Here is a 23,709-nt window from a genome sequence, read left to right as displayed (position 1 = left end):
GGGCGGCACCATGTCCGGCCCCGGCAGGGCTACTTCTTGCGGCCGCAGACCCCCACGAAGAACCGCCCGCCCGATCACCCCCACAGGAACGACCAGACAGGCGGCACCACGCCCACCCCCGCAGGGGCTACTTCTTCCGACCGCGCTTCTCCCGCACCCGCACCGACACCTGGATCGGCGTCCCCACGAACCCGAACTCCTCACGCAGCCGGCGCTCGATGAAGCGGCGGTAGCCCGCCTCCAGGAAGCCGGAGGCGAAGAGCACGAAGCGCGGGGGCTTGGTGCCGGCCTGGGTTCCGAAGAGGATGCGGGGCTGCTTGCCGCCGCGGATCGGGTGGGGGTGGGCGGCGACGAGCTCGCCCAGGAAGGCGTTGAGACGGCCGGTGGGGACCCGGGTCTCCCAGCCCGCCAGGGCGGACTCGATGGCCGGGACCAGCTTCTCCATGTGGCGGCCGGTGCGGGCGGAGACGTTCACCCGGGGCGCCCACTGGACCTGCACGAGGTCCTTCTCGATCTCGCGCTCGAGGTAGTAGCGCCGCTCCTCGTCCAGCAGGTCCCACTTGTTGTAGGCGATGACGATGGCGCGGCCCGCCTCGACGGCCAGCGAGATGATGCGGGTGTCCTGCTCGGCCAGGGTCTCGCCGGCGTCGATCAGGACGACGGCGACCTCCGCCTTCTCCAGGGCGGCCGCGGTGCGCAGCGAGGCGTAGTAGTCCGCGCCCTCCTGGAGGTGGACGCGGCGGCGGATGCCCGCGGTGTCCACGAACTTCCAGATCTTGCCGCCGAGCTCGATGAGCTCGTCGACCGGGTCGCGGGTCGTGCCGGCCTGCTCGTTGACGACGACGCGCTCCTCGCCCGCCACCTTGTTCAGCAGCGAGGACTTGCCGACGTTCGGGCGGCCGATCAGCGCGACGCGGCGCGGGCCGCCGATGGTGTTGGCGAAGGACTGCATCGGCGCCTCGGGGAGCGCCTCCAGCATCGCGTCCAGCAGGTCGCCGGTGCCGCGGCCGTGCAGCGACGAGACCGGGAAGGGCTCGCCGAGGCCCAGGTTCCACAGCATGGCGGCGTCCGCCTCGCCCGAGGGGCCGTCGACCTTGTTGGCGCACAGTACGACCGGCTTGCCGGCCTTGCGGAGCAGCTTGACGACGGCCTCGTCGGTGTCGGTCGCGCCGACCGTGGCGTCCACCACGAAGACCACCGCGTCGGCGGCCTCGATCGCGAACTCGGCCTGCGCGGCCACGGACGCGTCGATGCCGAGGACGTCCTGCTCCCAGCCGCCGGTGTCGACGACCTTGAAGCGGCGGCCGTTCCAGTCGGCCTCGTACGTGACGCGGTCGCGGGTGACGCCGGGACGGTCCTCGACGACCGCCTCACGGCGGCCGATGATCCGGTTCACCAGCGTCGACTTGCCGACGTTCGGGCGGCCGACGACCGCGACGACCGGCAGCGGGCCGTGGCCCGCCGCCGCGAGGTCGCCCGCGACCTCGTCGAGGTCGAAACCCTCCTCGGCGGCGAGCTCCATGAACTCGGCGTACTCGGCGTCGTCGAGCGCGCCGACTTCGCCGTACTCGTTCTCGATGTCCATGAAAGCTTCTCCGTCGATCGTCAAATGTGCGGGGGCTTGCACGCCCCAGTGTGGATCAGGCCGACGCTAGGAGGCGCGGCCCGTGGTGCGCCGGGCGTACTCGAGGTGTCCGCTCAGGTGCTTCTGGATGCGCACGGTGGCGGCGTCCAGTGCCGTACGCGTACGGCGTCCGCTGCCGTCACCGGCGTCGAAGGGGTCGCCGAAGACGATGTCGACCCGGCCGCGCACCGGCGGCAGGCCGCGGATCAGCCGTCCCGGCCGGGACGTGCCGAGGACCGCGACCGGCACTATGGGCGCGCCGGAGCGCACCGCGAAGTACGCCAGGCCCGCCCGCAGGTCGGCGAAGTCGCCCTCGCCCCGGGTGCCCTCGGGGAAGATCCCCAGGACCCCGCCGCGCTCCAGCACGCCGAGCGCGCTGGTCACCGCGGTGCGGTCGGTGCTGTGGCGGTCCACCGGGAGCTGGCCGATCCCACGCAGGAACGGGTCCAGCGGCCCGATGAACGCCTCCTTCTTGATCAGGAAGTGCACCGGGCGCGGGCAGGTGCCCATGAGCACCGGCCCGTCCACGTAGTGCGAGTGGTTCACGGCCAGGATCACCGGCCCCGAGGCGGGCAACCGCCAGGCGCCGAGCACCCGGGGGCGCCAGAGGCTGTTGATGATCCCGATGCCGATGCGGCGGCCGACGGCCGCGCCCTTCGGTCCCGGAACCGCGGAGGAGTCGCTCACGAAGCCGCCCGCTTCTCCTCGATGAGGGTGACGACGCACTCGATGACCTGGTCGAGGGTGAGCTCGCTGGTGTCGACCTCCATGGCGTCGTCCGCCTTCGCCAGCGGGGAGGTCTTGCGGCCGGAGTCCGCCGCGTCGCGCCGTACGAGGGCTTCCCGGGTCGCCACGAGGTCGACCTGGGCGCTGCCGGTGGCCTTCAGCTCGCCGCCGCGGCGGGCGGCGCGGGCCTCCGGGGAGGCGGTGAGGAAGATCTTGACGGTGGCGTCCGGCAGCACCGTGGTGCCGATGTCGCGGCCCTCGACGACGATGCCGGCGGGCGCGGCGGTGGCCGCGTCGCGCTGCAGCCCGACCAGGCGGCTGCGCACCTCCGGCACCGCGCTGACGGCGCTGACCGCCGCGGTGACCTCCTGGGTGCGGATCGGGCCGGAGGCGTCCACGCCGTCCACCGTGATCGTGGGCGCCGCCGGGTCGGACCCGGAGACGATCACCGGCTTCTCGGCGGCGGTCGCCACGGCGGCTGCGTCGTTCACGTCGACGCCGTTGCTCAGCATCCACCAGGTCATCGCCCGGTACTGCGCTCCGGTGTCCAGGTAGCTCAGGCCGAGCTTGGCCGCGACCGCCTTCGAAGTGCTGGACTTGCCAGTGCCCGAGGGGCCGTCGATCGCGACGATCACCGGATTCGACACAGTCGGGGGACCTTCCTTGTGCATGGAGCAGGTACACGGCTGGCGCAATGCCATCCCCACAAGGTTACCGGCCCACCCATTCGGCTCCGTACCACGAATTCCCGGGCCCCCCGCTCAGGCGCGCAGCGACCAGCCACGCTCCCGCAACGCCGCCGACAAACGCGCCGCCGCAGCCGGCTCCACCATCAACTGGACCAGACCCGCCTGCTGCCCCGTCGAATGCTCGATCCGCACGTCCTCGATGTTGACCCCCGCCGCCCCCGTGTCCCCGAAGAGCCGCGCGAGCTCCCCCGGCTGGTCGCCGATGAGGACGGCGACGACGTCGTAGGACTTGGGGGCGGAGCCGTGCTTGCCGGGGACCTTGGACCGGCCGGCGTTGCCGCGGCGGAGGAGGTCCTCGATGCCGGCGGCGCCGTCGCGGCGCTTGACGTCGTCCGCGGACTGCAGGGCCCGCAGGGACTCGACGGTCTCCGTCAGGTCGGCGGCGAGATCGGCGAGGACGTCGGCGACCGGGCCGGGGTTGGCGGAGAGGATGTCGATCCACATGCCGGGCTGCGAGCCCGCGACCCGGGTGACGTCGCGGATGCCCTGGCCGCACAGGCGGACCGCGCTGTCCTCGGCGTGCTGCAGCCGCGCCGCGACCATGCTGGAGACCAGCTGGGGGGTGTGCGAGACGAGGGCGACGGCGCGGTCGTGGGCGTCGGCGTCCATCACGACGGGGACGGCGCGGCAGAGCGCGACCAGCTCCAGGGCGAGGTTGAGCACCTCGGTCTCGGTGACCGGGGTCGGGGTGAGCACCCAGGGGCGGCCCTCGAAGAGGTCGGCGGTCGCGGCCAGGGGGCCGGAGCGCTCGCGGCCGGACATGGGGTGCGTGCCGATGTACGAGGTCAGGTCGCAGCCGAGCGCCTCCAGGTCGCGGCGCGGTCCGGCCTTGACGCTGGCGACGTCCAGGTAGCCGCGGGCGAGCCCGCGGCGCTGGGCGTCGGCGACGGTCGCGGCGACGTGGGCCGGCGGCACGGCGACGATCGCGAGGTCGACCCGGCCGGACGGGGGTTCGTCGGTGCCCGCGCCGAGCGCGGCGGCGGTGCGCACCACGGCGGGGTCGTGGTCCTCCAGGTGGACCTCGACGCCGCGCGCGGCGAGCGCGAGGGCGGCGGATGTGCCGATGAGGCCGGTACCGATGACGAGGGCGGTTCTCACTGGGCGATGTCCTTGCGGAGGGCGGCCGCGGCGCCGAGGTAGACGTGGGAGATCTCACCCTTGGACAGGCCGGACTCGACGTGGGCGAGGATGCGCACGACCCGGGGCATGGCGCCGGCGATGTCGAGTTCCTGCGCGCAGATCAGCGGCACGTCGGTGATGCCGAGCTTGCGCGCGGCGACCGCCGGGAAGTCGCTGTGGAGGTCCGGGGTGGCGGTGAACCAGACGCTGATCAGGTCGTCCACCGCGATGCCGTTGCGCTCCAGGATGGCGGTGAGCAGCTCGGCGACCTGCTCGTGCATGTGCTCCGCCTCGTCCCGCTCCAGCTGGACGGCTCCGCGGACCGCTCGTACCGCCACGTCATCGCTCCCTGTGTTGCTGCGCGCACGTACCTGGTCAGCGTAGTCGGGGCGGACGGGGCGCGGCGGACACGCCCGCCCTGCGAGACGCCAGGGGTGCTGCGGTACACCATGAAGCATGATCTTCCACCTTGTTCCGCTGGACGACTGGCTGCGCGACCCGGACCGTCCGTACGCGCCCTCGTCGCTCGCCGAGGACGGGTTCGTGCACTGCGCGCCCGACGAGGCGGTTGCGCTCGCCGTCGCCGACGCCTTCTACCGGGGCACCCCGGGCCCGCTGATGGTGCTGCTGATCGACGAGGAGGCCCTGGAGGCCCGTGTGCTGTGGGAGGACGCCGATCCGGTGCCGCCGCCGGGGGTCCCGCAGGAGACGCGCTTCCCGCACGTGTACGGGCGCATCAACCGCAGCGCGGTGGTCGGGATGCTGGAGGTGCAGCGGGACACGGAGGGTCGCGCGGTGGCGCTGGCGGTGTGGTCGTGAGCGCCGCTTCGTCCTGACACGCCCCTGGACGCGGGGCGGGCCGTCCGCTTCGATGGTGCCCTGACCGCGCGGCCTCGGGGGAGGCGGACATGAAGCGTTCCGGACCGCTCCACACGCTCCTCGCGGGGCTGGCACTCGCGCTGATCATGCTGTCGCTCAACGCGACGACGGAACCGCCGCAGGTGGGGCCGAAGGGCGGCGGCCCGCCGGCCGCGAGCCGGACGCCGTCCGCCGCCCCGCCGTCGTCGGCCCCCGCGGCCTCCCCGTCCCGCAGCACCGCGGTCCCCCGCCCGGACGCGGACTACGCGGGCCGCACCGGCGACGACGCGGCGAGCGTCGCGATCGCGCTGCGCGACGGCAAGGCCGTCGCGTACGTCTGCGACGGGCGCACCAAGGAGGCCTGGCTGCGCGGCGACGTCCGGGAAGACGGCGGCATGCGCCTGACCGGCGACCGGGGCGCCTCGCTGGAGGGCACCCTGGAGGGCGGCCGCGTCACCGGCGAGGTGCGGCTGACCGGCGTGGAGCAGCCCTTCACCGCGCAGCGCGCGGTCAAGCCGTCCGGTCTGTACCGGGCGACCGCCTCGGTGCGCGGCGCGCGGGTCGTCGGCGGCTGGATCGTGCTCCCGAACGGCAAGCAGGTGGGGATCGTCTCGCGCGACGGCGAACCGTCGGCGGCGCCCGTCATCGACCCCGCCACCGGCGCCGTGACCGTGGACGGCACGCAGCTCACCGCACGGCCGATCCCCTGACCGTCCGCCCGCAGGCAGGAGCAGGAGCGCCCCATGAACGTGGACCCGAACGCCGCCACCACGTCCTTCCCGGCCCCGTCACCGCGCCCCCGCCGGCGGGTCGCCGTGTTCCTCGTCCCCGCGGTCGCCGCCGCGGCGGTCGCGGTCGCCCTCGGCGCGTACGGCAGGGTGCACGACCCGGCCGGCACCGCCTTCAACCTGGCCGGTTTCTCCAGCACGGGCGCGGTCAAGTCCTGGCTCGCCACGGCCGCCTTCGCCTTCGCCCTGGTGCAGGCGGTCTCGGCGCTGGTGATGTACGGCAAGGTGCCGGGCGTCCGCGCCCCCTCCTGGACCGGAGGGCTGCACCGCTGGTCGGGCCGGATCGCGTTCCTGCTGGCCATCCCGGTCGCCGTGCACTGCCTGTACGCGTTGGGCTATCAGACGTACAGCAGCCGCGTGATGGGGCACTCGCTGCTCGGGTGCTTCTTTTTCGGGGCATTCACCGCAAAGATGCTGCTGCTGCGGGCCGAGCGACTGCCGGGCTGGCTGCTGCCGGTCGTCGGCGGGCTGGTCTTCACGGCGCTGACGGTGCTGTGGCTTACGTCCGCGTTGTGGTTCTTCAGAACGGTCGGGGTGACGACATGAAGCGACGCATGGTGCTGCTGTCCACGGCAGCGCTGGCGGGTTGCAGCAAGTACGGCGAAGAGAGCGCGCCGCCCGCGGCGGCGACCTCCGCGCCACCACCGGCCTCGGAGCCCGTCTCCGCGCCGAGCTCGGCACCGGCCTCCGCTCCCCCGTCGGGGGAGGGCGCGGCGCTGGTGAAGGCGGCCGACGTGCCCGTGGGCGGCGGCACGGTGATCACGGACAAGAAGGTCGTGGTGACCCAGCCCCAGGCCGGCGAGTTCAAGGCCTTCTCCGCCGTCTGCACCCACCAGGGTTGCATCGTGAACAGCGTCTCCGACGGCACCATCAACTGCCCCTGCCACGGCAGCAAGTTCCGCATCACCGACGCCTCGGTGGCCGCGGGACCGGCCAAGAAGCCGCTTCCCCCCGAGGAGATCACCGAAAAAGACGGCGAGATCTTCCTCGTGTAGCCCGTACGATCCCCGTCCATGCGCGACCACGACCTCGTACGCCGGCACACCGTCTACGCCTGTGTGATGGGCTCACGCGCCTTCGGCCTGGCCACGGACGGCAGTGACACCGACCGCCGCGGGGTGTACGTGGCGCCCACGCCGCTCTTCTGGCGGTTCGACAAGCCGCCCCGCCACGTGGACGGCCCGGAGCCCGAGCAGTTCTCCTGGGAGCTGGAGCGGTTCTGCGAGCTCGCGCTGCACGCCAACCCCAACATCCTGGAGTGCCTCCACTCCCCGCTCGTCGAGCACGTGGACGACACCGGGAAGGAACTGCTCGCCCTGCGCGGCGCCTTCCTGTCCCGGCACGTCCACGAGAGCTTCGCCCGCTACGCCACCGGCCAGCTGCGGAAGCTGGAGGCCGACGTCCGCACGCACGGCGCGCCCCGCTGGAAGCACGCCATGCACCTGCTGCGTCTGCTGATCAGCGCCCGCGACCTGCTGCGCACCGGCGAACTGCGCATAGGGGTCGGCGACCACCGGGAGCGGTTGCTGGCGGTCAAGCGCGGCGAGGTCGGCTGGTCCGAGACGGAGTCCTGGATGCTCCGGCTGTACGGGGAGGCCGAGGCCGCCGCGCCGCGCAGTCCGCTCCCGGACGAGCCGGACCGGGCCCGCGTCGAGGACTTCCTCGTCCGGGTCCGGCGGGCGTCAGCCGCCGTCACCGTCCCAGAGGGCGCCGAGGGCCAGTAGTTCGTCGCGGTGCTCGATGCGCTCCACCCAGGCGTCCGGCCAGGCCGCGAGACCGTGGTGCGCGCCGGCGAAGGCGCCCGTCAGGCAGGCGATGGAGTCGGAGTCCCCCGAGGAGCACGCCGCCCGGCGCACCGCGGTGACGGGTTCGTCGGGGAAGAGCAGGAAGCACAGCAGGCCGGTCGCGAACGCCTCCTCGGCGATCCAGCCCGCGCCGCCGGCCAGGCACGGGTCGGCCTCCCGGTCGGGCGCCGCGAGCGCCTCGTCGAGGCGGTCGAGCACCCCGAGGCACTCGTCCCAGCCGCGCCGGACGAAGGCCACCGGGCCGTGGTCCTGGGCACGCAGCCACAGGTCGCCGAGCCACCACTCGTGGTACGTGTCGCGCTGCTCCATCGCGTAGCCGCGCAGCAGGGTGGTCAGTTCCGCGGGCGCGGCGCCCTGAGCGAGCAGGTGGACGGCGTGCGCGGTGAGGTCCGAGGCCGCGAGCGCCGTGGGGTGGCCGTGGGTGAGCGCGGACTGCAACTGGGCCGCCCCCGCCCTTTCCTCGGGGCGCAGGCCGGGGACGAGGCCGACCGGGGCGACCCGCATGTTCGCGCCGCAGCCCTTGGAGCCGGTCTGGCTGGCCTCCTGCCAGGGCCGGTCCGGGTGGTCCAGCTTCTCGCAGGCGACCAGGCAGGTGCGGCCGGGGGCGCGGTTGTTGTCGGGCGAGTGGTACCAGTCGACGTACTCCTCGCGCACCGGGCGGGCGAGCCGGGACGGCGTGAGGGGGCCGCGGTCCATCGCCGTGCGCAGCCCGCGGGCGAGGGCGAGCGTCATCTGCGTGTCGTCGGTGACGAAGGCCGGGCGGGGCAGCTCCATCTCCCGCCACGGACCGCACTTGGCGAGGATCGACGGGACGTCGTTGAACTCCGTGGGGAAACCGAGCGCGTCACCGATCGCCAGCCCCGCCATCGCCCCCGAGGCGGCCCGTCTCACGCCGCGGCCACCCGGGTGCGCACGACCAGGTCGTGGAGGGCGTCGTAGGCCGCCGGCTCGCCGGGCAGCCGGGTGTCCCGCTGCGCGTCGTCCAGACCGGCGTGCAGGGCCTCGACGTCGGCGCGGACGCGGCGCGGGTCGAGGTCCATGGCGAGGCCGTGCTCGGCGACGGCCTTCTCGTGGATGAGTTCGCGGACGTACCCGGGGGCGGTGACGTGGTCCAGCAGCGTCGGCAGGTGCGCCTCGACGGTGCCGGTGCGCATCAGGTGGATGCCGGTCAGCAGCACCCGGAAGGTGTAGAGCAGCGGCTTGAGCTCGCCGGTCTTCTCGTACAGCTCCCACTGGGTACGGGCGAAGCCCCGGTAGTGGTGGGCGTGGTGGCTGGTGATGACCCCGGGTGCCAGGTCGACCAGTTGGGCGTGGACGCCGCTGGTGTGCACCACGAGCGGGGACAGCAGCTGCTCCAGGACGTAGCCGTTGCGCCGCAGCATGAGCCGGGCGAACTTCAGCAGGTCGTGGGTGACCAGGTCGAGTTCGAGGCCGTCCTGCTCCCACATGCGGGTCTGGGTCTCCTCGCCCTCCCGCAGCCCGATCAGGTCGGACAGCGGGAGGAGGTGGACGCCGCGCAGGTCCACGTCGGAGTCGCGGGACGGGAAGCCGTACAGGTGCGCACCGGAGACGGTGGCGAACAGCAACGGGTGTCCCTGCTGCGCGAGGACCGGGGAGAGTTCGGGCAGCCCGGCCCCGCGCAGACGTTCGGCGTGGATGGTCATGGCGCCATCCTTCCCGGAACGGCGTCCTCCGGGAAAGTCCTTATCCGATGGGAAGCCGGTCAGAGAACCGGTCCGGCAGGGGGCGCGGACCGGCCCGTGACGGCGGGGACCGGACGGCTCAGAGGTCGACCTCGCGCATGAGCATGCCCACCTCGGTGTTGGTGAGCCGCCGCAGCCACCCGGACTTCTGGTCGCCGAGCGCGATCGGGCCGAAGCTGGTGCGGACCAGCTTGTCGACCGGGAAGCCCGCCTCGGCCAGCATGCGGCGGACGATGTGCTTGCGGCCCTCGTGCAGGGTCACCTCGACGAGGTAGTTCTTGCCGGTCTGCTGCACGACGCGGAAGCTGTCGGCGCGGGCCCAGCCGTCCTCCAGCTCGATGCCGCTCTTGAGCTGCTTGCCGATGTCGCGCGGCAGCACGCCGTTGATCGCGGCGAGGTACGTCTTCTGCACGCCGTAGCGGGGGTGGGTCAGACGGTGGGCCAGCTCGCCGTGGTTGGTGAGCAGGATGATGCCCTCGGTCTCGGTGTCCAGCCGCCCGACGTGGAACAGCCGGGTCTCGCGGTTGGTGACGTAGTCGCCGAGGCACTGGCGGCCCTCGGGGTCCTCCATCGTGGAGACGACGCCGGCCGGTTTGTTCAGGGCGAAGAACAGGTACGACTGCGTGGCGACGGTCAGCCCGTCGACGCGCACCTCGTCCTTGTCCGGGTCCACGCGCAGGCCCTGCTCGGTGACGATCTTGCCGTTCACCTCGACACGGCGCTGCTCGATCAGCTCCTCGCACGCGCGGCGCGAGCCCATGCCCGCCCGGGCCAGCACCTTCTGCAGGCGCTCGCCCTCCTGCTCGGCGCCCGGGAAGGTCTTGGGGAGGTTCAGCTTGGGCTTGCTGTGCCGCTCGCGGTTGCGCTCCTCGATCTGGGCGTCTAGTTCGCGCGGGCGCGCGGGCGTGGACTTGCGGGGCTTGCCCGAGGCACCGCCCGGCTTGCCGCCGGTGCCGCCCGGCCTGCCGCCGGTGCCGCGCTTGGCGGCTCCGCCCGCTCCACCGGGGCCGCCGGAGCTGCCGCCGACGTCGTAGCGCCGCTCCTCCGGACGGGGCCGGCCCGCGCGCTTCTGCTGGTCGTCGCGCTGCCCCCCGGTCCTGGACCGGGACGTGCCCCCATCGGCACCCCGGGGATTCCGGTTGCCGCCGCTGTTCCTGCCGCTGCCGCTACTGCTTCGCATCAAGTATCCGTCGTCGAGTCCGGGTCGAATGAGGGGACGCCCTCCAGGGAGTCCGCCTCGACGGCGGCCGCCTCCGGGAGGAACGGGGCGAGCTCGGGCAGCTCGTCCAGGCCGCGCAGGCCCATCCGCTCCAGGAAGTAGTTCGTCGTCCTGTACAGGATCGCACCTGTCTCGGCTTCCGTCCCACACTCTTCCACCAGACCCCGCTGCAGAAGGGTGCGCATCACGCCGTCGCAGTTGACCCCGCGCACCGCGGAGACCCGGGACCGGCTCACCGGCTGCCGGTACGCGACGACCGCCAGCGTCTCCAGCGCGGCCTGGGTCAGCCGGGCCTGCTGGCCGTCCAGGACGAACTTCTCAACGGCCGCGGCGTACGCGGGCCGGGTGTAGAACCGCCAGCCGCCCGCGATCAGGCGCAGGTCGAAGCCGCGGCCCTGCGCGGCGTACTCCTCCGCGAGGTCGTGGAGCGCGATCGCGATCTCCCGGCGCGGGCGCTCCAGCACCTTCGACAGGGTCTCCTCGGTGACGGGTTCGTCGACGACCATCAGGACCGCCTCCAGGGCGGGCCTCAGCTCCAGCTCCGCCACGGACAGCAGCCCCGCGGGCGCGCCCTCCGCCGCCTCACCGGTCCCCTCGACCGCCTCGGTCACCCCGGTCACCTCCGTCACGTCAGCCATCCTTCCCGTCCTTCGCGGCGGCCGGCACTTGGTCGAATTCGTCGGTGACGAGCGGCTGGGCCGGTGCCGCCTCGCCGCCCGTCCAGCGGACCCGGAGCGTACCCAGGGCCTCCTCCTGCTCGAGCGCCACCGCCTTCTCCCGGTAAAGCTCCAGGAGTGCCAGGAAGCGCGCGACGACCGTCAGGGTGTCGGGGGCGTCGAAGGTGAGCTCCGTGAAGCTCGCCTCGCCGCGTTCGCGCAGCATCGCGATGACGTGCTCCGCCTGCTCGCGGACGCTCACCAACGGCGCGTGGATGTGGTCCACGTACACCTGCGGCTTCGGCTTCGGCTGCATCGCCTTGACGGCGAGCTGCGCGAAGCGTTCCGGACCGATGCTCAGCACCACCTCGGGCAGCAGCTCGGCGTGCTGCGGCTCCAGTCCCACGGTGCGGGGGTGGTGCAGCGCCTCGGCCTCCAGCCGCTCGGCGAAGATCGCGGCGATCTGCTTGTAGGCGCGGTACTGGAGCAGCCGGGCGAAGAGCAGGTCCCGGGCCTCCAGCAGGGCGAGGTCCTCCTCGTCCTCCACCTCGGCGGCGGGCAGCAGGCGCGCAGCCTTCAGGTCCAGCAGCGTCGCCGCGACGACCAGGAACTCCGTGGTCTGGTCCAGGTCCCAGTCCGGTCCCATGGCGCGGATGTGCGCCATGAACTCGTCCGTCACCTTGGACAGGGCGACCTCGGTGACGTCGAGCTTGTGCTTGGAGATCAGCTGCAGCAGCAGGTCGAAGGGGCCCTCGAAGTTCGCCAGCCGGACGGTGAACCGGCCGTCGTTCGCGGCGGCGCCCTCCTCGGCGTTCCCCTCGTCACCCGGCTCGTCACCCGGCTCGCCGGCAGGCTGCGGCTCCCCGTCCGGCGCGGCCTGGGGTCCGTCGTCCCCCGCCTCCGGTGCGGGCGGCGGCTCCGCGACGAGCAGGTGCCCCTCGGGCTGCGGGACGGCCTCCGCCGCTGCTTCGACGGCGGCAGGTGGCGGCGGCGCCGCGGGCGCGGTGTGGCCGAAGTCACTGCCCGCCTCGCCCGCGCCCTCGTCGGCCACGGCCGGAGGCGGCACGGGGTTCGCGCCGGGACCGCGGCCGAGGAGGCGGCGGGAGCGCTGCGGGCTGGCGGTGTCGTCGGGGGGCATGGGGGTCCAGATGGTGCTGACGGGGCCGTACGGAGGACGGCACCGTATCGCGCGGAGCGCGTCAGCGGCCGCGCAGGCGGCGTACGAGGATGCTCGCGTCGCCGCGGGACTCGAGGTCGGCCAGGACCACCGCGACCGCTTCGCGGACGATGCGCCCGCGGTCCACGGCGAGCCCGTGCTCCCCGCGCAGGACGAGGCGGGCGTGCTCGAGGTCCATCAGCTCCTCGGCGGAGACGTAGACGGTGATCTTCTCGTCGTGGCGCTCGCGCCCGCTGGGCCGCCTGGGGGCCCGACCGGACTTGCGGCGCGGCTGCGGGGGCTGCGGCGGCTGCGGAGCCGCCTGGGGGCCCGTGGAGCCCGTTCCGGGGGCCTGCAGGCCGCGCCGGACGGCCGGACCGGACGGACCCGCCTGCTCGGGGACGGAGCGGGCCGCGGGGGCGGGCGCGGTGCCGGGGTCGGTGTCGGCGTCCCGTCCGCCGTGCTCGGCGGCTTCGGAGGGCGCCGCGGACTCGCTGACGGGCGCCTCCTCGGGCGCCGGCTCCTCGGCGGGGGCGGGCACGGGCCGCAGCGGGCGTTCGCCGGGCGCGCCGGAGTCCGTGCCGGGGCCGCCGCCGGGGCCCGTGCCCGTGCCCGTGCCGGGAGTCTCGCCGTTGGCGTGCTGCCGCGGCGTCGCGGACTGGAGCCCCCGCCCCCCGGTGGTGCGGAACAGTTCGTCGGCCCCCGGGAGACTCACTCGGCGTGACACCGGGCGAGCACCTCCCTGGCGAGCTGGCGATAGGCGGCGGCGCCGACCGAATTGGAGGCGTAGGTGGTGATCGGCTCACCGGCGACCGTCGTCTCCGGGAAGCGGACGGTCCGTCCGATGACGGTGTGGTAGACGTGGTCGTCGAAGGCCTCGACGACCCGCGCCAGCACCTCGCGGCTGTGCACGGTGCGCGAGTCGTACATCGTGGCGAGGATGCCGTCCAGCTCCAGCTCGGGGTTGAGCCGTTCCCTGACCTTCTCGATGGTCTCGGTGAGCAGCGCGACACCGCGCAGCGCGAAGAACTCGCACTCCAGCGGGACGATCACCTGGTGGGCCGCGGTCAGGGCGTTGACGGTCAGCAGGCCGAGCGAGGGCTGACAGTCGATGATGACGTAGTCGTAGTCGGGCAGCAGCGGCTTCAACGCGCGCTGCAGCGAGGACTCGCGGGCCACCTCGCTGACCAACTGGACTTCCGCGGCCGACAGGTCGATGTTGCTGGGCAGCAGGTCCATGCCGGGCACCGCGGTCTTCAGCAGCACCTCATCGGCCGAGAGCCCGCGCTCCATCAGCAAGTTGTAGACCGTGACGTCCAGTTCCATCGGGTTGACGCCGAGGCCGACGGAGAGCGCGCCCTGCGGGTCGAAGTCGACCAGGAGGACGCGGCGGCCGTATTCGGCCAGCGCAGCACCGAGGTTGATGGTGGACGTCGTCTTGCCGACGCCGCCCTTCTGGTTGCACATGGCGATGATCTTCGCCGGGCCGTGGTCCGTCAGTGGGCCGGGGATCGGGAAGTACGGCAACGGGCGGCCGGTGGGGCCCACGCGCTCACGGCGCTGGCGCGCCGCGTCGGGTGCGAGCGTGGCCGCGTACTCGGGGTCGGGTTCGTACTCCGCGTCGGGGTCGTAGAACTGACCGTCCTGCAGCTCTTCTTCGTAGTGCGCCATGGGGTTCGCGTAACGCGTCTCGTTGTCTGTCCCGGTCCTGCGCGCCTCGAACGTCCGGACGGCCACGGAGGCCACCGGTTCGAGCCGTGCGGAGCCGTCGGTCTGCACGGTCATTCCTGGCTGACCACCCCCGGGAGCAAATGTCGACTCATTCACAAGTCGTCTTACCTCCTTGGTGACCAGGAAACTTCTCAATAGGTCAGCGTTGCAGCATGCCGACGGTTGGCGACTCTATGGCGTGTCGGTGGTTCACAGCAACACAATCCACCGGACACGGCACGATGTGTCGGCAACCGAACGTCTCGCTGTCAAGGGTGTAACGACGACGCCGGGGATGTTTCGCGGGGGGACGAATCGGCAAAACAGTATGGTTCCACGCGAACGGCCGGGCCTTGAGACTCAAGACCCGGCCGTGCGTACCGGATTGGCGACAAGTTGACGCCAACGCGAGAAAAATCGATCAGTCGACCAGCCGGCGTCAGCCGAGGACGGTGGCCAGGTCGACGGCGTCCAGGCCGTGGGCCTCGGCGACCGGGCCGTAGACGACCTGCCCCTCGTGGGTGTTGAGGCCCTTGGCGAGCGCGGCGTCCCGGCGCAGCGCCTCGCGCCAGCCGCCGTTGGCCAGCTCGACGATGTACGGCAGCGTCGCGTTGGTCAGCGCGTAGGTGGAGGTGTTCGGCACCGCACCCGGCATGTTGGCGACGCAGTAGAAGACCGAGTTGTGCACCGCGAAGGTCGGCTCGGCGTGCGTGGTGGGACGGGAGTCCTCGAAGCAGCCGCCCTGGTCGATCGCGATGTCGACGAGCACCGAGCCGGGCTTCATCCGGGAGACCAGCTCGTTGGTGACGAGCTTGGGGGCCTTGGCGCCCGGGATCAGGACCGCGCCGATGACGAGGTCGGCGTCCAGGACGGCCTTCTCCAGCTCGAAGGCGTTGGAGACGATGGTCTGCACCTTGGTGCCGAAGATCTTGTCGGCCTCGCGCAGCTTGTTGATGTCCCGGTCGAGCAGGGTGACGTGGAAGCCCATGCCGACGGCGATCTGCGCGGCGTTCCAGCCGGAGACGCCGCCGCCGATCACGACCGCCTTGGCCGGGGCCACACCCGGGACGCCGCCGGGGAGCACCCCGCGCCCGCCGGCCGAGCGCATCAGGTGGTACGCGCCGACCTGCGGGGCGAGCCGGCCGGCCACCTCGGACATCGGGGCGAGCAGCGGCAGCTGGCGGTTGGCGAACTCGACGGTCTCGTAAGCGATCGCGGTGGTGCCGGACTCCAGCAGCGCGTCGGTGCACTCGCGGGACGCCGCCAGGTGCAGGTAGGTGAAGAGGGTCTGGTCCTTGCGGAGACGGTGGTACTCCTCCGCGATCGGCTCCTTGACCTTCAGCACCAGGTCGGCGGCGGCCCACACCTCGTCGGCGGTCGGGAGGATCGTCGCACCGGCGGAGACGTACTCCTCGTTCGGGATGGACGAGCCGACGCCGGCGTCCTGCTCGACGAAGACCTCGTGGCCGCCTCGGACGAGCTCGTGCACGCCGGCGGGGGTGATGGCCACGCGGAACTCGTTGTTCTTGACCTCGCGGGGGATGCCGACCTTCACGTCGATCACGGTCCTGTTCACGGGAGTGGAGGGTTTGTGCAGGTCTCCGGACATGTCACCCCATAACGGAGTACGCCGGACCTGACCGCGATGTTCTGCGGTGTGACCAAGTGTAGTGAAGGAAGAGTCACTGTCCAGCCTTACAAAGTGACTACTTTCAGCGAAGGCATTGGCAGTTTCGTAGGTACAGCTCGCGGACGGCGTGATCTGAGGGCCCCCGGTGGGCCCTTGGGCCCGGAAACAGAGGCGCTCAGTCCTCCTCGGGCTGCGGAATCTCCTCGGCGGGCAGCAGCCGGCGCGCCGCGGCCCGCTGGAGCCGGGCGCCCGCCGGGTCCCCGAGCCGCTCCAGGGTGTCGGCCATGCGCAGCAGCACGGCGCCCTCCAGCCGCCGCTCCCCCGCCTGCCGGGCCCAGTACAGGGCGTCACGGCAGGTCCGCAGGGCGTCCTCGGGGTGGCCCGCGTACTCCTGGACCCGGGCCACCTCGCTGAGGGCACGGGCCTGCGCGGGCAGGTCCTTCAGCCGGCGGTGGGCGGCCGCCGCGGCACGCCACTCGCGCAGCGCGTTGCCGTAGTGGGCGGCGTAGGTGAACAGGGCGCCGAGCCTGGAGTGCAGCCGCGCCTGGTGGACCACCTCGCCCCGGGCCTGCCGCAGGGCCAGCGCCCTGCCGTACCAGTCGGAGGCGCGCTGTGGGTCGTCCAGCTCCAAATAGGTCCCGGCGATGGCCTCCAGCGCGCGGCCCTCGGCGTCACCGTCGTAGGCCTCCCGGGAGGCCACCAGCGCGGCCCGGTAGCGGTCGAGGGCGTCGAGCGGGCGGGCCGCCTCCACGTCCAGGTCGCCGATGTTCAGCAGGGCCGCCGCCTTCTCGCGGTGCAGTCCGCGCCGCTCGGCCACGTCCAGCACCAGGTGGTGGAGCCGGTAGCGCTCCGGCGCGGTCGCGCCGCCGTCGGGGTCCGCGGCGAGGGCCCGGACGAGCGCGGCCATGAGACGGCGGGCCAGGGTGTCCAGTTCGCCGTCCGCGACCGCCAGTCGTGCGGAGGCCAGCAGGACCGGCAGCCGCAGCCGCAGCCACCCGGCCGCGACCGGACGGCCGGCGAAGCGCAGCGACTTGGGCAGCCCGTCCGGTTCCGACTCGCCCTCCAGGCACATCCGGCACGCGTGCAGCAGCCGTACCGTGCGCTCCAGCATCCGGGCGCGGGCGAGCAGCACCTCGGACGGCTTCTCCGTGCTCTCCAGCAGTGCCCGCAGCGGCGGGGTGAGCCAGCCCGGCACGCGGTACTGCGCCGGCAGGTCGCCGGCCGCCGGCTCGGGGTGCAGCAGCCCGCAGCCGGCCAGGTCCGCGAGCGTGGCCTGCGCGGCCTCGACCGAGCAGCCGCCCAGGGCGGAGGCGGTCTGCGCGTCGGTCAGGCCCGAGGGGGCGAGCGCGAGCAGGCGCAGCATGCGGGCCACGGCGGGCGACAGCGCTCCGTAGACGAAGCGGAAGGCGCGCAGCAGCTCCGGCGCGGGAGTGGCGCGCGGGGTGGGCGGCGGGGCGGCGTTCCCCTTCTCCTCCGCTCCCCCGGAACCGTCGGCGTCCCGAGCGCCGCCGGGCTTCCGCGCGGTCGGGTCGGCGGACGTGCCCGCCCGGCGCAGCACCCGCGCCTGCCCGTCCGCGGCCAGGCCGCGCAGCGCCTCCGGCAGCGGGTTGCTGCCCGTGCGGTACCCGACGTCGGCGCGGAGCGTGCCGTCGCCCCGGGTGGCCGTGCCGCCCTCGGCGGCCACAGGAGCCGCCGGTCCGGCGGCGGCGGCCGGCTCGGCGGCCTCGGCGTGCAGCCTGCGGGTGGCCTCGGCGACGGAGGTGCGGGGCTGGGCGGCGAGCCATGCGGCGACCAGGCGCAGCGCCGCGGGATGGCCGCCGCACTCCTGGGCGAGAGCCTCCGCGGCCCGGGGGTCGTTGGTGATCCGCACCCGGCCAACGGCCTCGGCCAGCAGGTCGACGCACGCCACCGGGTCGAGCCCGCCCAGGGTGCACGGGCGTACGTCGTGGACGCCGGGCAGCGGCCCCTCGGCCGTGGCGACCAGCAGGTTCCCCGAGCCCTTGGGCATCAGGTCCAGCAGCTGGCGGGAGTCCACGACGTCGTCCAGGACGAGGACGGCCTTGCGCCCGTTCAGGGCGGTGCGCAGTGCGGCCTGCAGTTCCTCGCGCTCCGCGGCCGGTTCGACCTCGACGTCCATCGCGCGCAGCAGCGAGCGGGCGGACTGCTCGGGCGGCACCGGACGGCCGTCGTTCTCACTGAGCCGTACGTAGAACTGGCCGCCGGGGTAGCGGTCGGCGACCTCGTGGGCGAGGCGCACGGCCAGCGCCGTCCGTCCCGAGCCCGGCCGGCCGGCCACGAGGAGCACGCGGCTGCCGTCGGGCGTCTGGCCGCGCAGGGCCGCCAGGCCCGGCCGGTCGATGTCGGCACGCAGTTCCTCGAGCTCGCGGCGGCGCCCGACGAACCCCGGCAGGCCGGGGGGCAGCGTGCCGTGTGCCGGGGTCTGCGACGCCGGCCCCCACGGGCCGTCGTCAGAGGCCGCCGCCGATGCGTCGGCGTCCAGCACGTGATCCGCCACGGGCCCACTCCCGTTCTCCTACGAACGGCAAGAGCCTAGTTCACGGTATGGGTCCAACCCCCCTGCGCGACGCGGCGGATCCGGTCAATGATCACCCTCTCGGACGATCGGATGGTCAGACCGAACGGGTCACACGGAGAACGGTCGCGCGGGCCACTCGGCCTCGGCGGGACGCAGCGCCTGCAGGCCGTCCCCCGCCCGGGCGGCCTGCAGCGCGAGCACGCCCACCACGAGGCAGTTGTTGTGCAGTTCCCCGGCGAGGACGCCGCGGACCAGCTCGTCCACCGGGACCCGGGCGAACTCCATGTCGGCCTCTTCCTCCGACACCTCGAAGCGCTCGCCCTCCACCTCGGACAGGCCCCGCGCCAGGAAGATCCGCACGGCCTCGTCGCAGCCGCCGGGCGTGGTGTACACGTCCGTGAGCACCCGCCAGTCCTCGGCCTTGACGTGGGCCTCCTCGTACAGCTCGCGCTGGGCGGCGTGCAGCGGGTTCTCGCCGGGGACGTCGAGCAGTCCGGCGGGGATCTCCCACAGCTTCATCCGCACGGGGTGGCGGTACTGCTTGAGGACCAGCACCCGGTCCCGGTCGTCGAGGGCGAGCACGGCCACCGAGCCGGGGTGGACCTGGTAGTCGCGCCGGGCGACGCCGCCGTCGGGCATGACGACGTCATCGGTGCGGACGCTGGTCTTCTTCCCGGTGAAGGGGGTGGCGGTGGCGGTGACCCGCCACTCCTCGGGAGTGTCCTTCAGCATGGTGCCCTCCGTACGCGGTACCGGGGCGGGCCGTTCGCCGGCCCGCCCCGGCAACCGTACCGATCAACCCTTGAGGCGCTCGACGGCGGCCGCGACCAGACCCGCGAACAGGGGGTGCGGACGGGTCGGGCGGGACTTGAGTTCGGGGTGCGCCTGGGTGGCCACCAGGTACGGGTGCACGTCGCGGGGGTACTCGACGTACTCGACCAGCGTGTTGTCCGGGGAGGTGCCGGAGAACACCAGGCCGGCCTTCTTCTCCAGCTCGCCGCGGTAGGCGTTGTTCACCTCGTAGCGGTGGCGGTGCCGCTCCTCGACGTAGGGCTCGCCGCCGTAGACCTCGCGGACGATGGAACCCTCGGCGAGCTTCGCCGGGTACAGGCCCAGCCGCATGGTTCCGCCGAGGTCGCCCTGGCCGGCGACGATGTCGAGCTGCTCGGCCATGGTGGAGATCACCGGGTGCGCGGTCGCGGCGTCGAACTCGGTGGAGTTGGCGTCCGGAATGCCGGCCAGGCTGCGGGCCGCCTCGATGACCACGCACTGCAGGCCCAGGCACAGACCCAGCAGCGGGATGCGGTTCTCGCGGGCGAAGGTGATCGCCGAGACCTTGCCCTCCACACCGCGGTCGCCGAAGCCGCCGGGCACGCAGATCGCGTCCACGTCGCCGAGCTGACGGGCCGCGCCGGCCGCGGTCTTGCAGTCGTCCGAGGTCACCCACTTGATGTTGACCTTGGCGTTGTTGGCGAAGCCGCCGGCGCGCAGCGCCTCGGTCACCGACAGGTAGGCGTCCGGCAGGTCGATGTACTTGCCGACGAGGGCGACCTTCACCTCGTGCTCGGGCTGGTGGACCCGCCCCAGCAGGTCGTCCCACTGCGTCCAGTCGACGTCGCGGAACGGCAGGTTCAGCTTGCGGACCACGTACGCGTCCAGGCCCTCGGTGTGCAGCACCTTGGGGATGTCGTAGATCGACGGGGCGTCGATCGCCGCGACCACGGCCTCCTCGTCGACGTCGCACATCAGCGAGATCTTGCGCTTGATGGAGGTCGGCACGTCGCGGTCGGCGCGCAGCACGATCGCGTCGGGCTGGATGCCGATGCTGCGCAGCGCGGCCACGGAGTGCTGGGTCGGCTTGGTCTTCAGCTCGCCGGAGGGGCCGATGTACGGGAGCAGTGAGATGTGCATCACGAAGACGTTGTCCCGGCCGACCTCGTGCCGGACCTGCCGCACGGACTCCAGGAAGGGCAGCGACTCGATGTCGCCGACGGTGCCGCCGACCTCCGTGATCACCACGTCCACGTCCTCGGTCGCCATGCGCCGGATGCGGGACTTGATCTCGTTGGTGATGTGCGGGATGACCTGCACGGTGTCGCCCAGGTACTCGCCGCGCCGCTCCTTGGCGATCACCGAGGAGTACACCTGGCCGGTGGTGACGTTGGCCGAGCCGGCGAGGTTCACGTCCAGGAAGCGCTCGTAGTGGCCGATGTCCAGGTCGGTCTCGGCGCCATCGTCCGTGACGAACACCTCACCGTGCTGGAACGGGTTCATCGTGCCCGGGTCCACGTTGAGGTACGGGTCGAGCTTCTGCATGGTGACGCGCAGACCCCGGGCCTTGAGCAGTGCGCCGAGGCTGGAGGCGGTCAGTCCCTTGCCGAGCGAGGAGGCGACACCCCCAGTGACGAAGAGGTGCTTGGTCGTCGTGGATTTGGGCGGCAGTGCCAACAGGGGGCTCCCGTGGTCGCGAGGTGGTGGTCGGGACGGCACCATGGTGATGAAGAGGGGTGTCGTCGCGGCGGTTCAGTGGTTCAGGCCACCGGCCCACGGGCTACCAGGGTATCAGTGACGCGCACCAGACGGTGCGGGCGGCTCTCTGACGAAAAACGCGGTCACCGGGAGTTTGGTACGACAAAATGCACCCGACCGGCCCAGCGGGGGCGGTCGTCGCTTCCGCACAGCCCGCGTTGTCGTCGTATCCTGCTCGGACACATCGATTCGATGCGAGTGAACCGGCACGGCACTACCCCGCCCGCTCCCGGGAAAGAGCTCGTCGACAGATCCACAGACCGCAATCACCGCCCCAGTCCCAAGGGGCGCCGCCGTCGTTCGACTGGGAGACCTACGTGGCCGGGCGTATCGAGGATTACGCACTCATCGGCGATATGCAGACCGCCGCCCTGGTGTGCCGGGACGGCACGGTCGACTGGCTGTGCCTGCCCCGCTTCGACTCCCCCGCGATCTTCGCGGGCCTCCTCGGCACCGAGGAGCACGGCTACTGGCGGCTCGGCCCCGCCCACGCGAACGGCACCCCGTCCCCGGCCGCCACCCGGCGCCGCTACCGGGGCGACTCCCTGGTGCTGGAGTCCGAGTGGGACACCCCCCGCGGCACGGTCCGTGTGATCGACTTCATGCCGCCGCGTGACGGCGCCCCCCAGCTGATCCGGATCGTCGAGGGCGTCAGCGGCCGGGTGCCGATGCGGTCCGCGCTGCGCATGCGCTTCAGCTACGGCTGGGTCGTGCCGTGGGTGCACAAGGTGGGCGAGCGCACCGTCGCCGTCGCCGGCCCGGACTCCGTCTGGCACGACACCGATGTCGAGACGTACGGCAAGGACCTCACCACCTACGCGGACTTCACGGTCTCGCCCGGCGACCGCATCGCCTTCACCATCAGCTGGCAGCCCTCGCACAAGGAGCCGCCCCCGCTCGCCGAGCCCGAGGCGTCGCTGGAGGCCACCGAGGACTTCTGGCGGGAGTGGGTCGCCCAGTGCACCTACCACGGCCCCTACCGGGACGCCGTGGTCCGCTCCCTGATCACCCTCAAGGCCCTGACGTACGGGCCGACCGGCGGCATCGTCGCCGCCCCCACCACCTCCCTGCCCGAGGACATCGGCGGCGTCCGCAACTGGGACTACCGCTTCACCTGGCTGCGCGACGCGGCGATCACCCTGTCCTCCCTGCTGCGCACCGGCTACCGCGACGAGGCCCGCGCCTGGCGCGAGTGGCTGCTGCGCGCGGTCGCCGGCGACCCGGAGAACCTGCAGATCATGTACGGCATCGCCGGTGAGCGCGAGCTCGGCGAGACCGAGCTGGACTGGCTGCCCGGCTACGAGGGCTCGATCCCGGTCCGGGTCGGCAACGGCGCGGCCCACCAACTGCAGCTCGACGTCTACGGCGAGGTCACCGAGGCCCTGCACCTGGCGCACATGACCGGCCTGGCCCGCAACGACTACGCCTCGCTGCTGCAGATCCGGCTCATCCAGTACCTGGAGGACCACTGGGACGAGCCGGACGAGGGCATCTGGGAGGTCCGCGGCCCGCGCCGGCACTTCGTCCACTCCAAGGTCATGGCCTGGGTCGCCGTCGACCGCACCGTCAAGCTCATCGAGTCCGGCGAGGTCGACGGCCCGCTGGAGCGCTGGCGCGACCTGCGCGACGAGATCCACCGCGACGTGTGCGAGAAGGGCTACGACAAGGAACGCAACACCTTCACGCAGTCCTACGGCTCGCGCGAGCTGGACGCCTCGCTGCTGCTCATCCCGCAGGTCGGCTTCCTGCCGCCGGACGACAAGCGCGTCATCGGCACCATCGAGGCGATCCAGCGGGAACTGTCCACCGAGGACGGCTTCGTGCTGCGCTACCCGACCGACGCCCCGCCCGGCGGCGAGAACCTGGACGGCCTCCCCGGCGACGAGGGCGCCTTCCTCGCGTGCTCCTTCTGGCTCGCCGACGACCTCGCCATGATCGGCCGGGTCGACGAGGCCCGCAGGCTCTTCGAGAAGCTGCTGGCGCTCCGCAACGACCTCGGCCTGCTGGCCGAGGAGTGGGACCCGCGGCTGCAGCGGCAGGTCGGCAACTTCCCGCAGGCCTTCAGCCACGTGCCGCTGATCGACACGGCGCTGCGGCTCACCGCGAGCGGCGCGTACGGCGGCTGACGCACCGCCGCCGCCCGCGAAGCGGCCCTCAGGACGAGGTCAACTCGTCGTAGATGCTGAGCACTTGGGCGACCGTGTCATCCTCGGTCGGCCAAGTGGCGGCCTGCACGGGACCGGCCGCGGCGAACCCCGCACGCCGTGCCGGGTCCCCCAGCAGACGCGTGACGGTGTCCGCGAGCGTCTTCGGATTGCCGTAGGGCACCAACACCGCTGCCTCGCCGACGAGTTCGGGCGTACCACCGACGGAGGTCGCCACCAGCGGCGCCCCGGCGTGCAGCGCCTCCTGCGCGAGAAGGGACCGCGCCTCCCAGCGCGACGGCAGCACCACCACGTCGGCGGCGGCGAGGAGTTCGGGCACGTCGTCGCGGCGGCCGAGCAGCCGCACCGGCAGCCCCTCGCTGTCGATCCGCTCCTGGAGCTCCGTACGCAGCGAGCCCTCGCCCGCGACGACCAGCAACGGCGCCGGGTCGAGCCCCGCCCAGCCGTGGGCCGCGTCCAGCAGCAGGTGATACCCCTTGCGCGCCTCCAGACGGCCCACCGCGAGCAGCAACGGACGCTCCCCCACGGCGAATTCGTCCCGGGTCTTGTACCGGCGCCGCTCCGCCTCCGCCACCGCCTCCGGGGACGGCGCGGCCCGCGGCGGCGCCGGCACCCCGATCGGCCCGAGCCGGGCGTCCCGGGCCCCGGCCGCACGGGCCCGGTCCACCAGGTCCGACGAGGCGCCCAGCACGACCGCCGCCGCCCGCGCCACCCGGCGCTCCAGCAACCGCAGCAC

Annotated in this window: 23 protein-coding genes; 6 read left to right on the top strand and 17 right to left on the bottom strand. The window is 72.8% G+C overall.

Features of this window, described 5'->3' with window-relative positions:
- Nucleotides 1-127 precede the first annotated feature (127 nt).
- The 5 genes from der to aroH form a co-directional block, all read right to left on the bottom strand.
- On the bottom strand, nucleotides 128-1,585 hold the full coding sequence (gene der, locus PV341_RS28500; RefSeq protein WP_500328541.1) for a ribosome biogenesis GTPase Der: 1,458 nt from the start codon (nucleotides 1,583-1,585) through the stop codon (nucleotides 128-130).
- A gap of 66 nt (nucleotides 1,586-1,651) precedes the next feature.
- Nucleotides 1,652-2,350, bottom strand: coding sequence for a lysophospholipid acyltransferase family protein (locus tag PV341_RS28495; protein ID WP_500328543.1), 699 nt, complete (start codon nucleotides 2,348-2,350; stop codon nucleotides 1,652-1,654).
- Nucleotides 2,308-3,021: a (d)CMP kinase gene (gene cmk / locus PV341_RS28490; protein ID WP_499511069.1), complete on the bottom strand. Its 714-nt coding sequence runs from the start codon at nucleotides 3,019-3,021 to the stop codon at nucleotides 2,308-2,310. The genes PV341_RS28495 and cmk overlap by 43 nt, the downstream gene beginning before the upstream one ends.
- Nucleotides 3,022-3,111: 90 nt before the next feature.
- The gene (locus PV341_RS28485; RefSeq protein ID WP_500359316.1) at nucleotides 3,112-4,197 is read right to left on the bottom strand and encodes a prephenate dehydrogenase; all 1,086 of its coding nucleotides are present in this window, start codon (nucleotides 4,195-4,197) and stop codon (nucleotides 3,112-3,114) included.
- Nucleotides 4,194-4,556 (bottom strand): chorismate mutase, encoded by a 363-nt coding sequence (gene aroH, locus PV341_RS28480; RefSeq protein ID WP_500328547.1) that lies wholly within the window; start codon nucleotides 4,554-4,556, stop codon nucleotides 4,194-4,196. The genes PV341_RS28485 and aroH overlap by 4 nt, the downstream gene beginning before the upstream one ends.
- A gap of 118 nt (nucleotides 4,557-4,674) precedes the next feature.
- Here aroH and PV341_RS28475 point away from each other — a divergent pair, with 118 nt between their 5' ends.
- The 5 genes from PV341_RS28475 (at nucleotide 4,675) to PV341_RS28455 (ending at nucleotide 7,588) form a co-directional block, all read left to right on the top strand.
- A complete protein-coding gene (locus tag PV341_RS28475) occupies nucleotides 4,675-5,037 on the top strand; it encodes a DUF952 domain-containing protein (RefSeq protein ID WP_500328549.1) in 363 nt (120 codons plus the stop codon).
- An 89-nt stretch (nucleotides 5,038-5,126) separates the two neighbouring features.
- On the top strand, nucleotides 5,127-5,786 hold the full coding sequence (locus PV341_RS28470; RefSeq protein WP_500328550.1) for a hypothetical protein: 660 nt from the start codon (nucleotides 5,127-5,129) through the stop codon (nucleotides 5,784-5,786).
- A 33-nt stretch (nucleotides 5,787-5,819) separates the two neighbouring features.
- Nucleotides 5,820-6,410 (top strand): DUF6529 family protein, encoded by a 591-nt coding sequence (locus tag PV341_RS28465; RefSeq protein ID WP_500328552.1) that lies wholly within the window; start codon nucleotides 5,820-5,822, stop codon nucleotides 6,408-6,410.
- Nucleotides 6,407-6,859, top strand: coding sequence for a Rieske (2Fe-2S) protein (locus tag PV341_RS28460; protein WP_500328553.1), 453 nt, complete (start codon nucleotides 6,407-6,409; stop codon nucleotides 6,857-6,859). The genes PV341_RS28465 and PV341_RS28460 overlap by 4 nt, the downstream gene beginning before the upstream one ends.
- Before the next feature lie 18 nt (nucleotides 6,860-6,877).
- Entirely contained in the window at nucleotides 6,878-7,588 is a 711-nt protein-coding gene (locus tag PV341_RS28455; protein ID WP_500359315.1) for a nucleotidyltransferase domain-containing protein, read from the top strand.
- Here the strand turns inward: PV341_RS28455 and PV341_RS28450 are convergent.
- The 11 genes from PV341_RS28450 to pyrG form a co-directional block, all read right to left on the bottom strand.
- Nucleotides 7,547-8,536: an ADP-ribosylglycohydrolase family protein gene (locus tag PV341_RS28450; protein WP_500328596.1), complete on the bottom strand. Its 990-nt coding sequence runs from the start codon at nucleotides 8,534-8,536 to the stop codon at nucleotides 7,547-7,549. The two genes, PV341_RS28455 and PV341_RS28450, sit on opposite strands and share 42 nt — an antisense overlap.
- Nucleotides 8,537-8,556: 20 nt before the next feature.
- Entirely contained in the window at nucleotides 8,557-9,333 is a 777-nt protein-coding gene (locus tag PV341_RS28445) for a nucleotidyltransferase domain-containing protein (protein ID WP_500328556.1), read from the bottom strand.
- A gap of 118 nt (nucleotides 9,334-9,451) precedes the next feature.
- Nucleotides 9,452-10,552, bottom strand: coding sequence for a pseudouridine synthase (locus PV341_RS28440; RefSeq protein WP_500328558.1), 1,101 nt, complete (start codon nucleotides 10,550-10,552; stop codon nucleotides 9,452-9,454).
- On the bottom strand, nucleotides 10,552-11,229 hold the full coding sequence (scpB, locus tag PV341_RS28435; protein WP_500328560.1) for an SMC-Scp complex subunit ScpB: 678 nt from the start codon (nucleotides 11,227-11,229) through the stop codon (nucleotides 10,552-10,554). The genes PV341_RS28440 and scpB overlap by 1 nt, the downstream gene beginning before the upstream one ends.
- On the bottom strand, nucleotides 11,222-12,385 hold the full coding sequence (locus PV341_RS28430) for a segregation and condensation protein A (RefSeq protein ID WP_500328562.1): 1,164 nt from the start codon (nucleotides 12,383-12,385) through the stop codon (nucleotides 11,222-11,224). Before PV341_RS28430 ends, scpB begins: the two co-directional genes overlap by 8 nt.
- Nucleotides 12,386-12,446: 61 nt before the next feature.
- The gene (locus PV341_RS28425) at nucleotides 12,447-13,130 is read right to left on the bottom strand and encodes a hypothetical protein (protein ID WP_500359314.1); all 684 of its coding nucleotides are present in this window, start codon (nucleotides 13,128-13,130) and stop codon (nucleotides 12,447-12,449) included.
- On the bottom strand, nucleotides 13,115-14,188 hold the full coding sequence (locus PV341_RS28420) for a ParA family protein (RefSeq protein WP_499511083.1): 1,074 nt from the start codon (nucleotides 14,186-14,188) through the stop codon (nucleotides 13,115-13,117). Before PV341_RS28420 ends, PV341_RS28425 begins: the two co-directional genes overlap by 16 nt.
- A gap of 364 nt (nucleotides 14,189-14,552) precedes the next feature.
- Nucleotides 14,553-15,668 (bottom strand): alanine dehydrogenase, encoded by a 1,116-nt coding sequence (ald, locus tag PV341_RS28415; RefSeq protein ID WP_500359318.1) that lies wholly within the window; start codon nucleotides 15,666-15,668, stop codon nucleotides 14,553-14,555.
- A gap of 250 nt (nucleotides 15,669-15,918) precedes the next feature.
- Complete coding sequence (locus PV341_RS28410; protein WP_500328566.1) at nucleotides 15,919-18,258, bottom strand: tetratricopeptide repeat protein; 2,340 nt, start codon at nucleotides 18,256-18,258, stop codon at nucleotides 15,919-15,921.
- Between the two features lie 129 nt (nucleotides 18,259-18,387).
- Nucleotides 18,388-19,011, bottom strand: coding sequence for an NUDIX domain-containing protein (locus PV341_RS28405; protein WP_500328568.1), 624 nt, complete (start codon nucleotides 19,009-19,011; stop codon nucleotides 18,388-18,390).
- A 63-nt stretch (nucleotides 19,012-19,074) separates the two neighbouring features.
- The gene (pyrG, locus tag PV341_RS28400; RefSeq protein WP_500328600.1) at nucleotides 19,075-20,721 is read right to left on the bottom strand and encodes a CTP synthase; all 1,647 of its coding nucleotides are present in this window, start codon (nucleotides 20,719-20,721) and stop codon (nucleotides 19,075-19,077) included.
- Nucleotides 20,722-21,125: 404 nt separating this feature from the next.
- Between pyrG and PV341_RS28395 the strand changes: the two genes are divergently transcribed.
- On the top strand, nucleotides 21,126-22,934 hold the full coding sequence (locus PV341_RS28395; protein WP_500328570.1) for a glycoside hydrolase family 15 protein: 1,809 nt from the start codon (nucleotides 21,126-21,128) through the stop codon (nucleotides 22,932-22,934).
- Between the two features lie 28 nt (nucleotides 22,935-22,962).
- Here the strand turns inward: PV341_RS28395 and PV341_RS28390 are convergent.
- The coding region (locus tag PV341_RS28390) for a glycosyltransferase (RefSeq protein WP_500359313.1) at nucleotides 22,963-23,709 on the bottom strand (747 nt) is incomplete at its 5' end.

Source organism: Streptomyces sp. PA03-1a, from assembly GCF_033792805.1.
Classification (GTDB): domain Bacteria; phylum Actinomycetota; class Actinomycetes; order Streptomycetales; family Streptomycetaceae; genus Actinacidiphila.
This window is presented reverse-complemented; position numbering and strand designations above follow the sequence as displayed.

Bases quoted from the DNA above. Each gene is read 5' to 3' on its own strand.
- der (WP_500328541.1), bottom strand. From the start codon at position 1,585: ATGGACATCGAGAACGAGTACGGCGAAGTCGGCGCGCTCGACGACGCC.
- cmk (WP_499511069.1), bottom strand. From the start codon at position 3,021: ATGCACAAGGAAGGTCCCCCGACTGTGTCGAATCCGGTGATCGTCGCG.
- PV341_RS28475 (WP_500328549.1), top strand. From the start codon at position 4,675: ATGATCTTCCACCTTGTTCCGCTGGACGACTGGCTGCGCGACCCGGAC.
- PV341_RS28470 (WP_500328550.1), top strand. From the start codon at position 5,127: ATGAAGCGTTCCGGACCGCTCCACACGCTCCTCGCGGGGCTGGCACTC.
- PV341_RS28465 (WP_500328552.1), top strand. From the start codon at position 5,820: ATGAACGTGGACCCGAACGCCGCCACCACGTCCTTCCCGGCCCCGTCA.
- PV341_RS28460 (WP_500328553.1), top strand. From the start codon at position 6,407: ATGAAGCGACGCATGGTGCTGCTGTCCACGGCAGCGCTGGCGGGTTGC.
- PV341_RS28455 (WP_500359315.1), top strand. From the start codon at position 6,878: ATGCGCGACCACGACCTCGTACGCCGGCACACCGTCTACGCCTGTGTG.
- PV341_RS28450 (WP_500328596.1), bottom strand. From the start codon at position 8,536: ATGGCGGGGCTGGCGATCGGTGACGCGCTCGGTTTCCCCACGGAGTTC.
- PV341_RS28445 (WP_500328556.1), bottom strand. From the start codon at position 9,333: ATGACCATCCACGCCGAACGTCTGCGCGGGGCCGGGCTGCCCGAACTC.
- PV341_RS28440 (WP_500328558.1), bottom strand. From the start codon at position 10,552: ATGCGAAGCAGTAGCGGCAGCGGCAGGAACAGCGGCGGCAACCGGAAT.
- scpB (WP_500328560.1), bottom strand. From the start codon at position 11,229: ATGGCTGACGTGACGGAGGTGACCGGGGTGACCGAGGCGGTCGAGGGG.
- PV341_RS28430 (WP_500328562.1), bottom strand. From the start codon at position 12,385: ATGCCCCCCGACGACACCGCCAGCCCGCAGCGCTCCCGCCGCCTCCTC.
- PV341_RS28420 (WP_499511083.1), bottom strand. From the start codon at position 14,188: ATGACCGTGCAGACCGACGGCTCCGCACGGCTCGAACCGGTGGCCTCC.
- PV341_RS28405 (WP_500328568.1), bottom strand. From the start codon at position 19,011: ATGCTGAAGGACACTCCCGAGGAGTGGCGGGTCACCGCCACCGCCACC.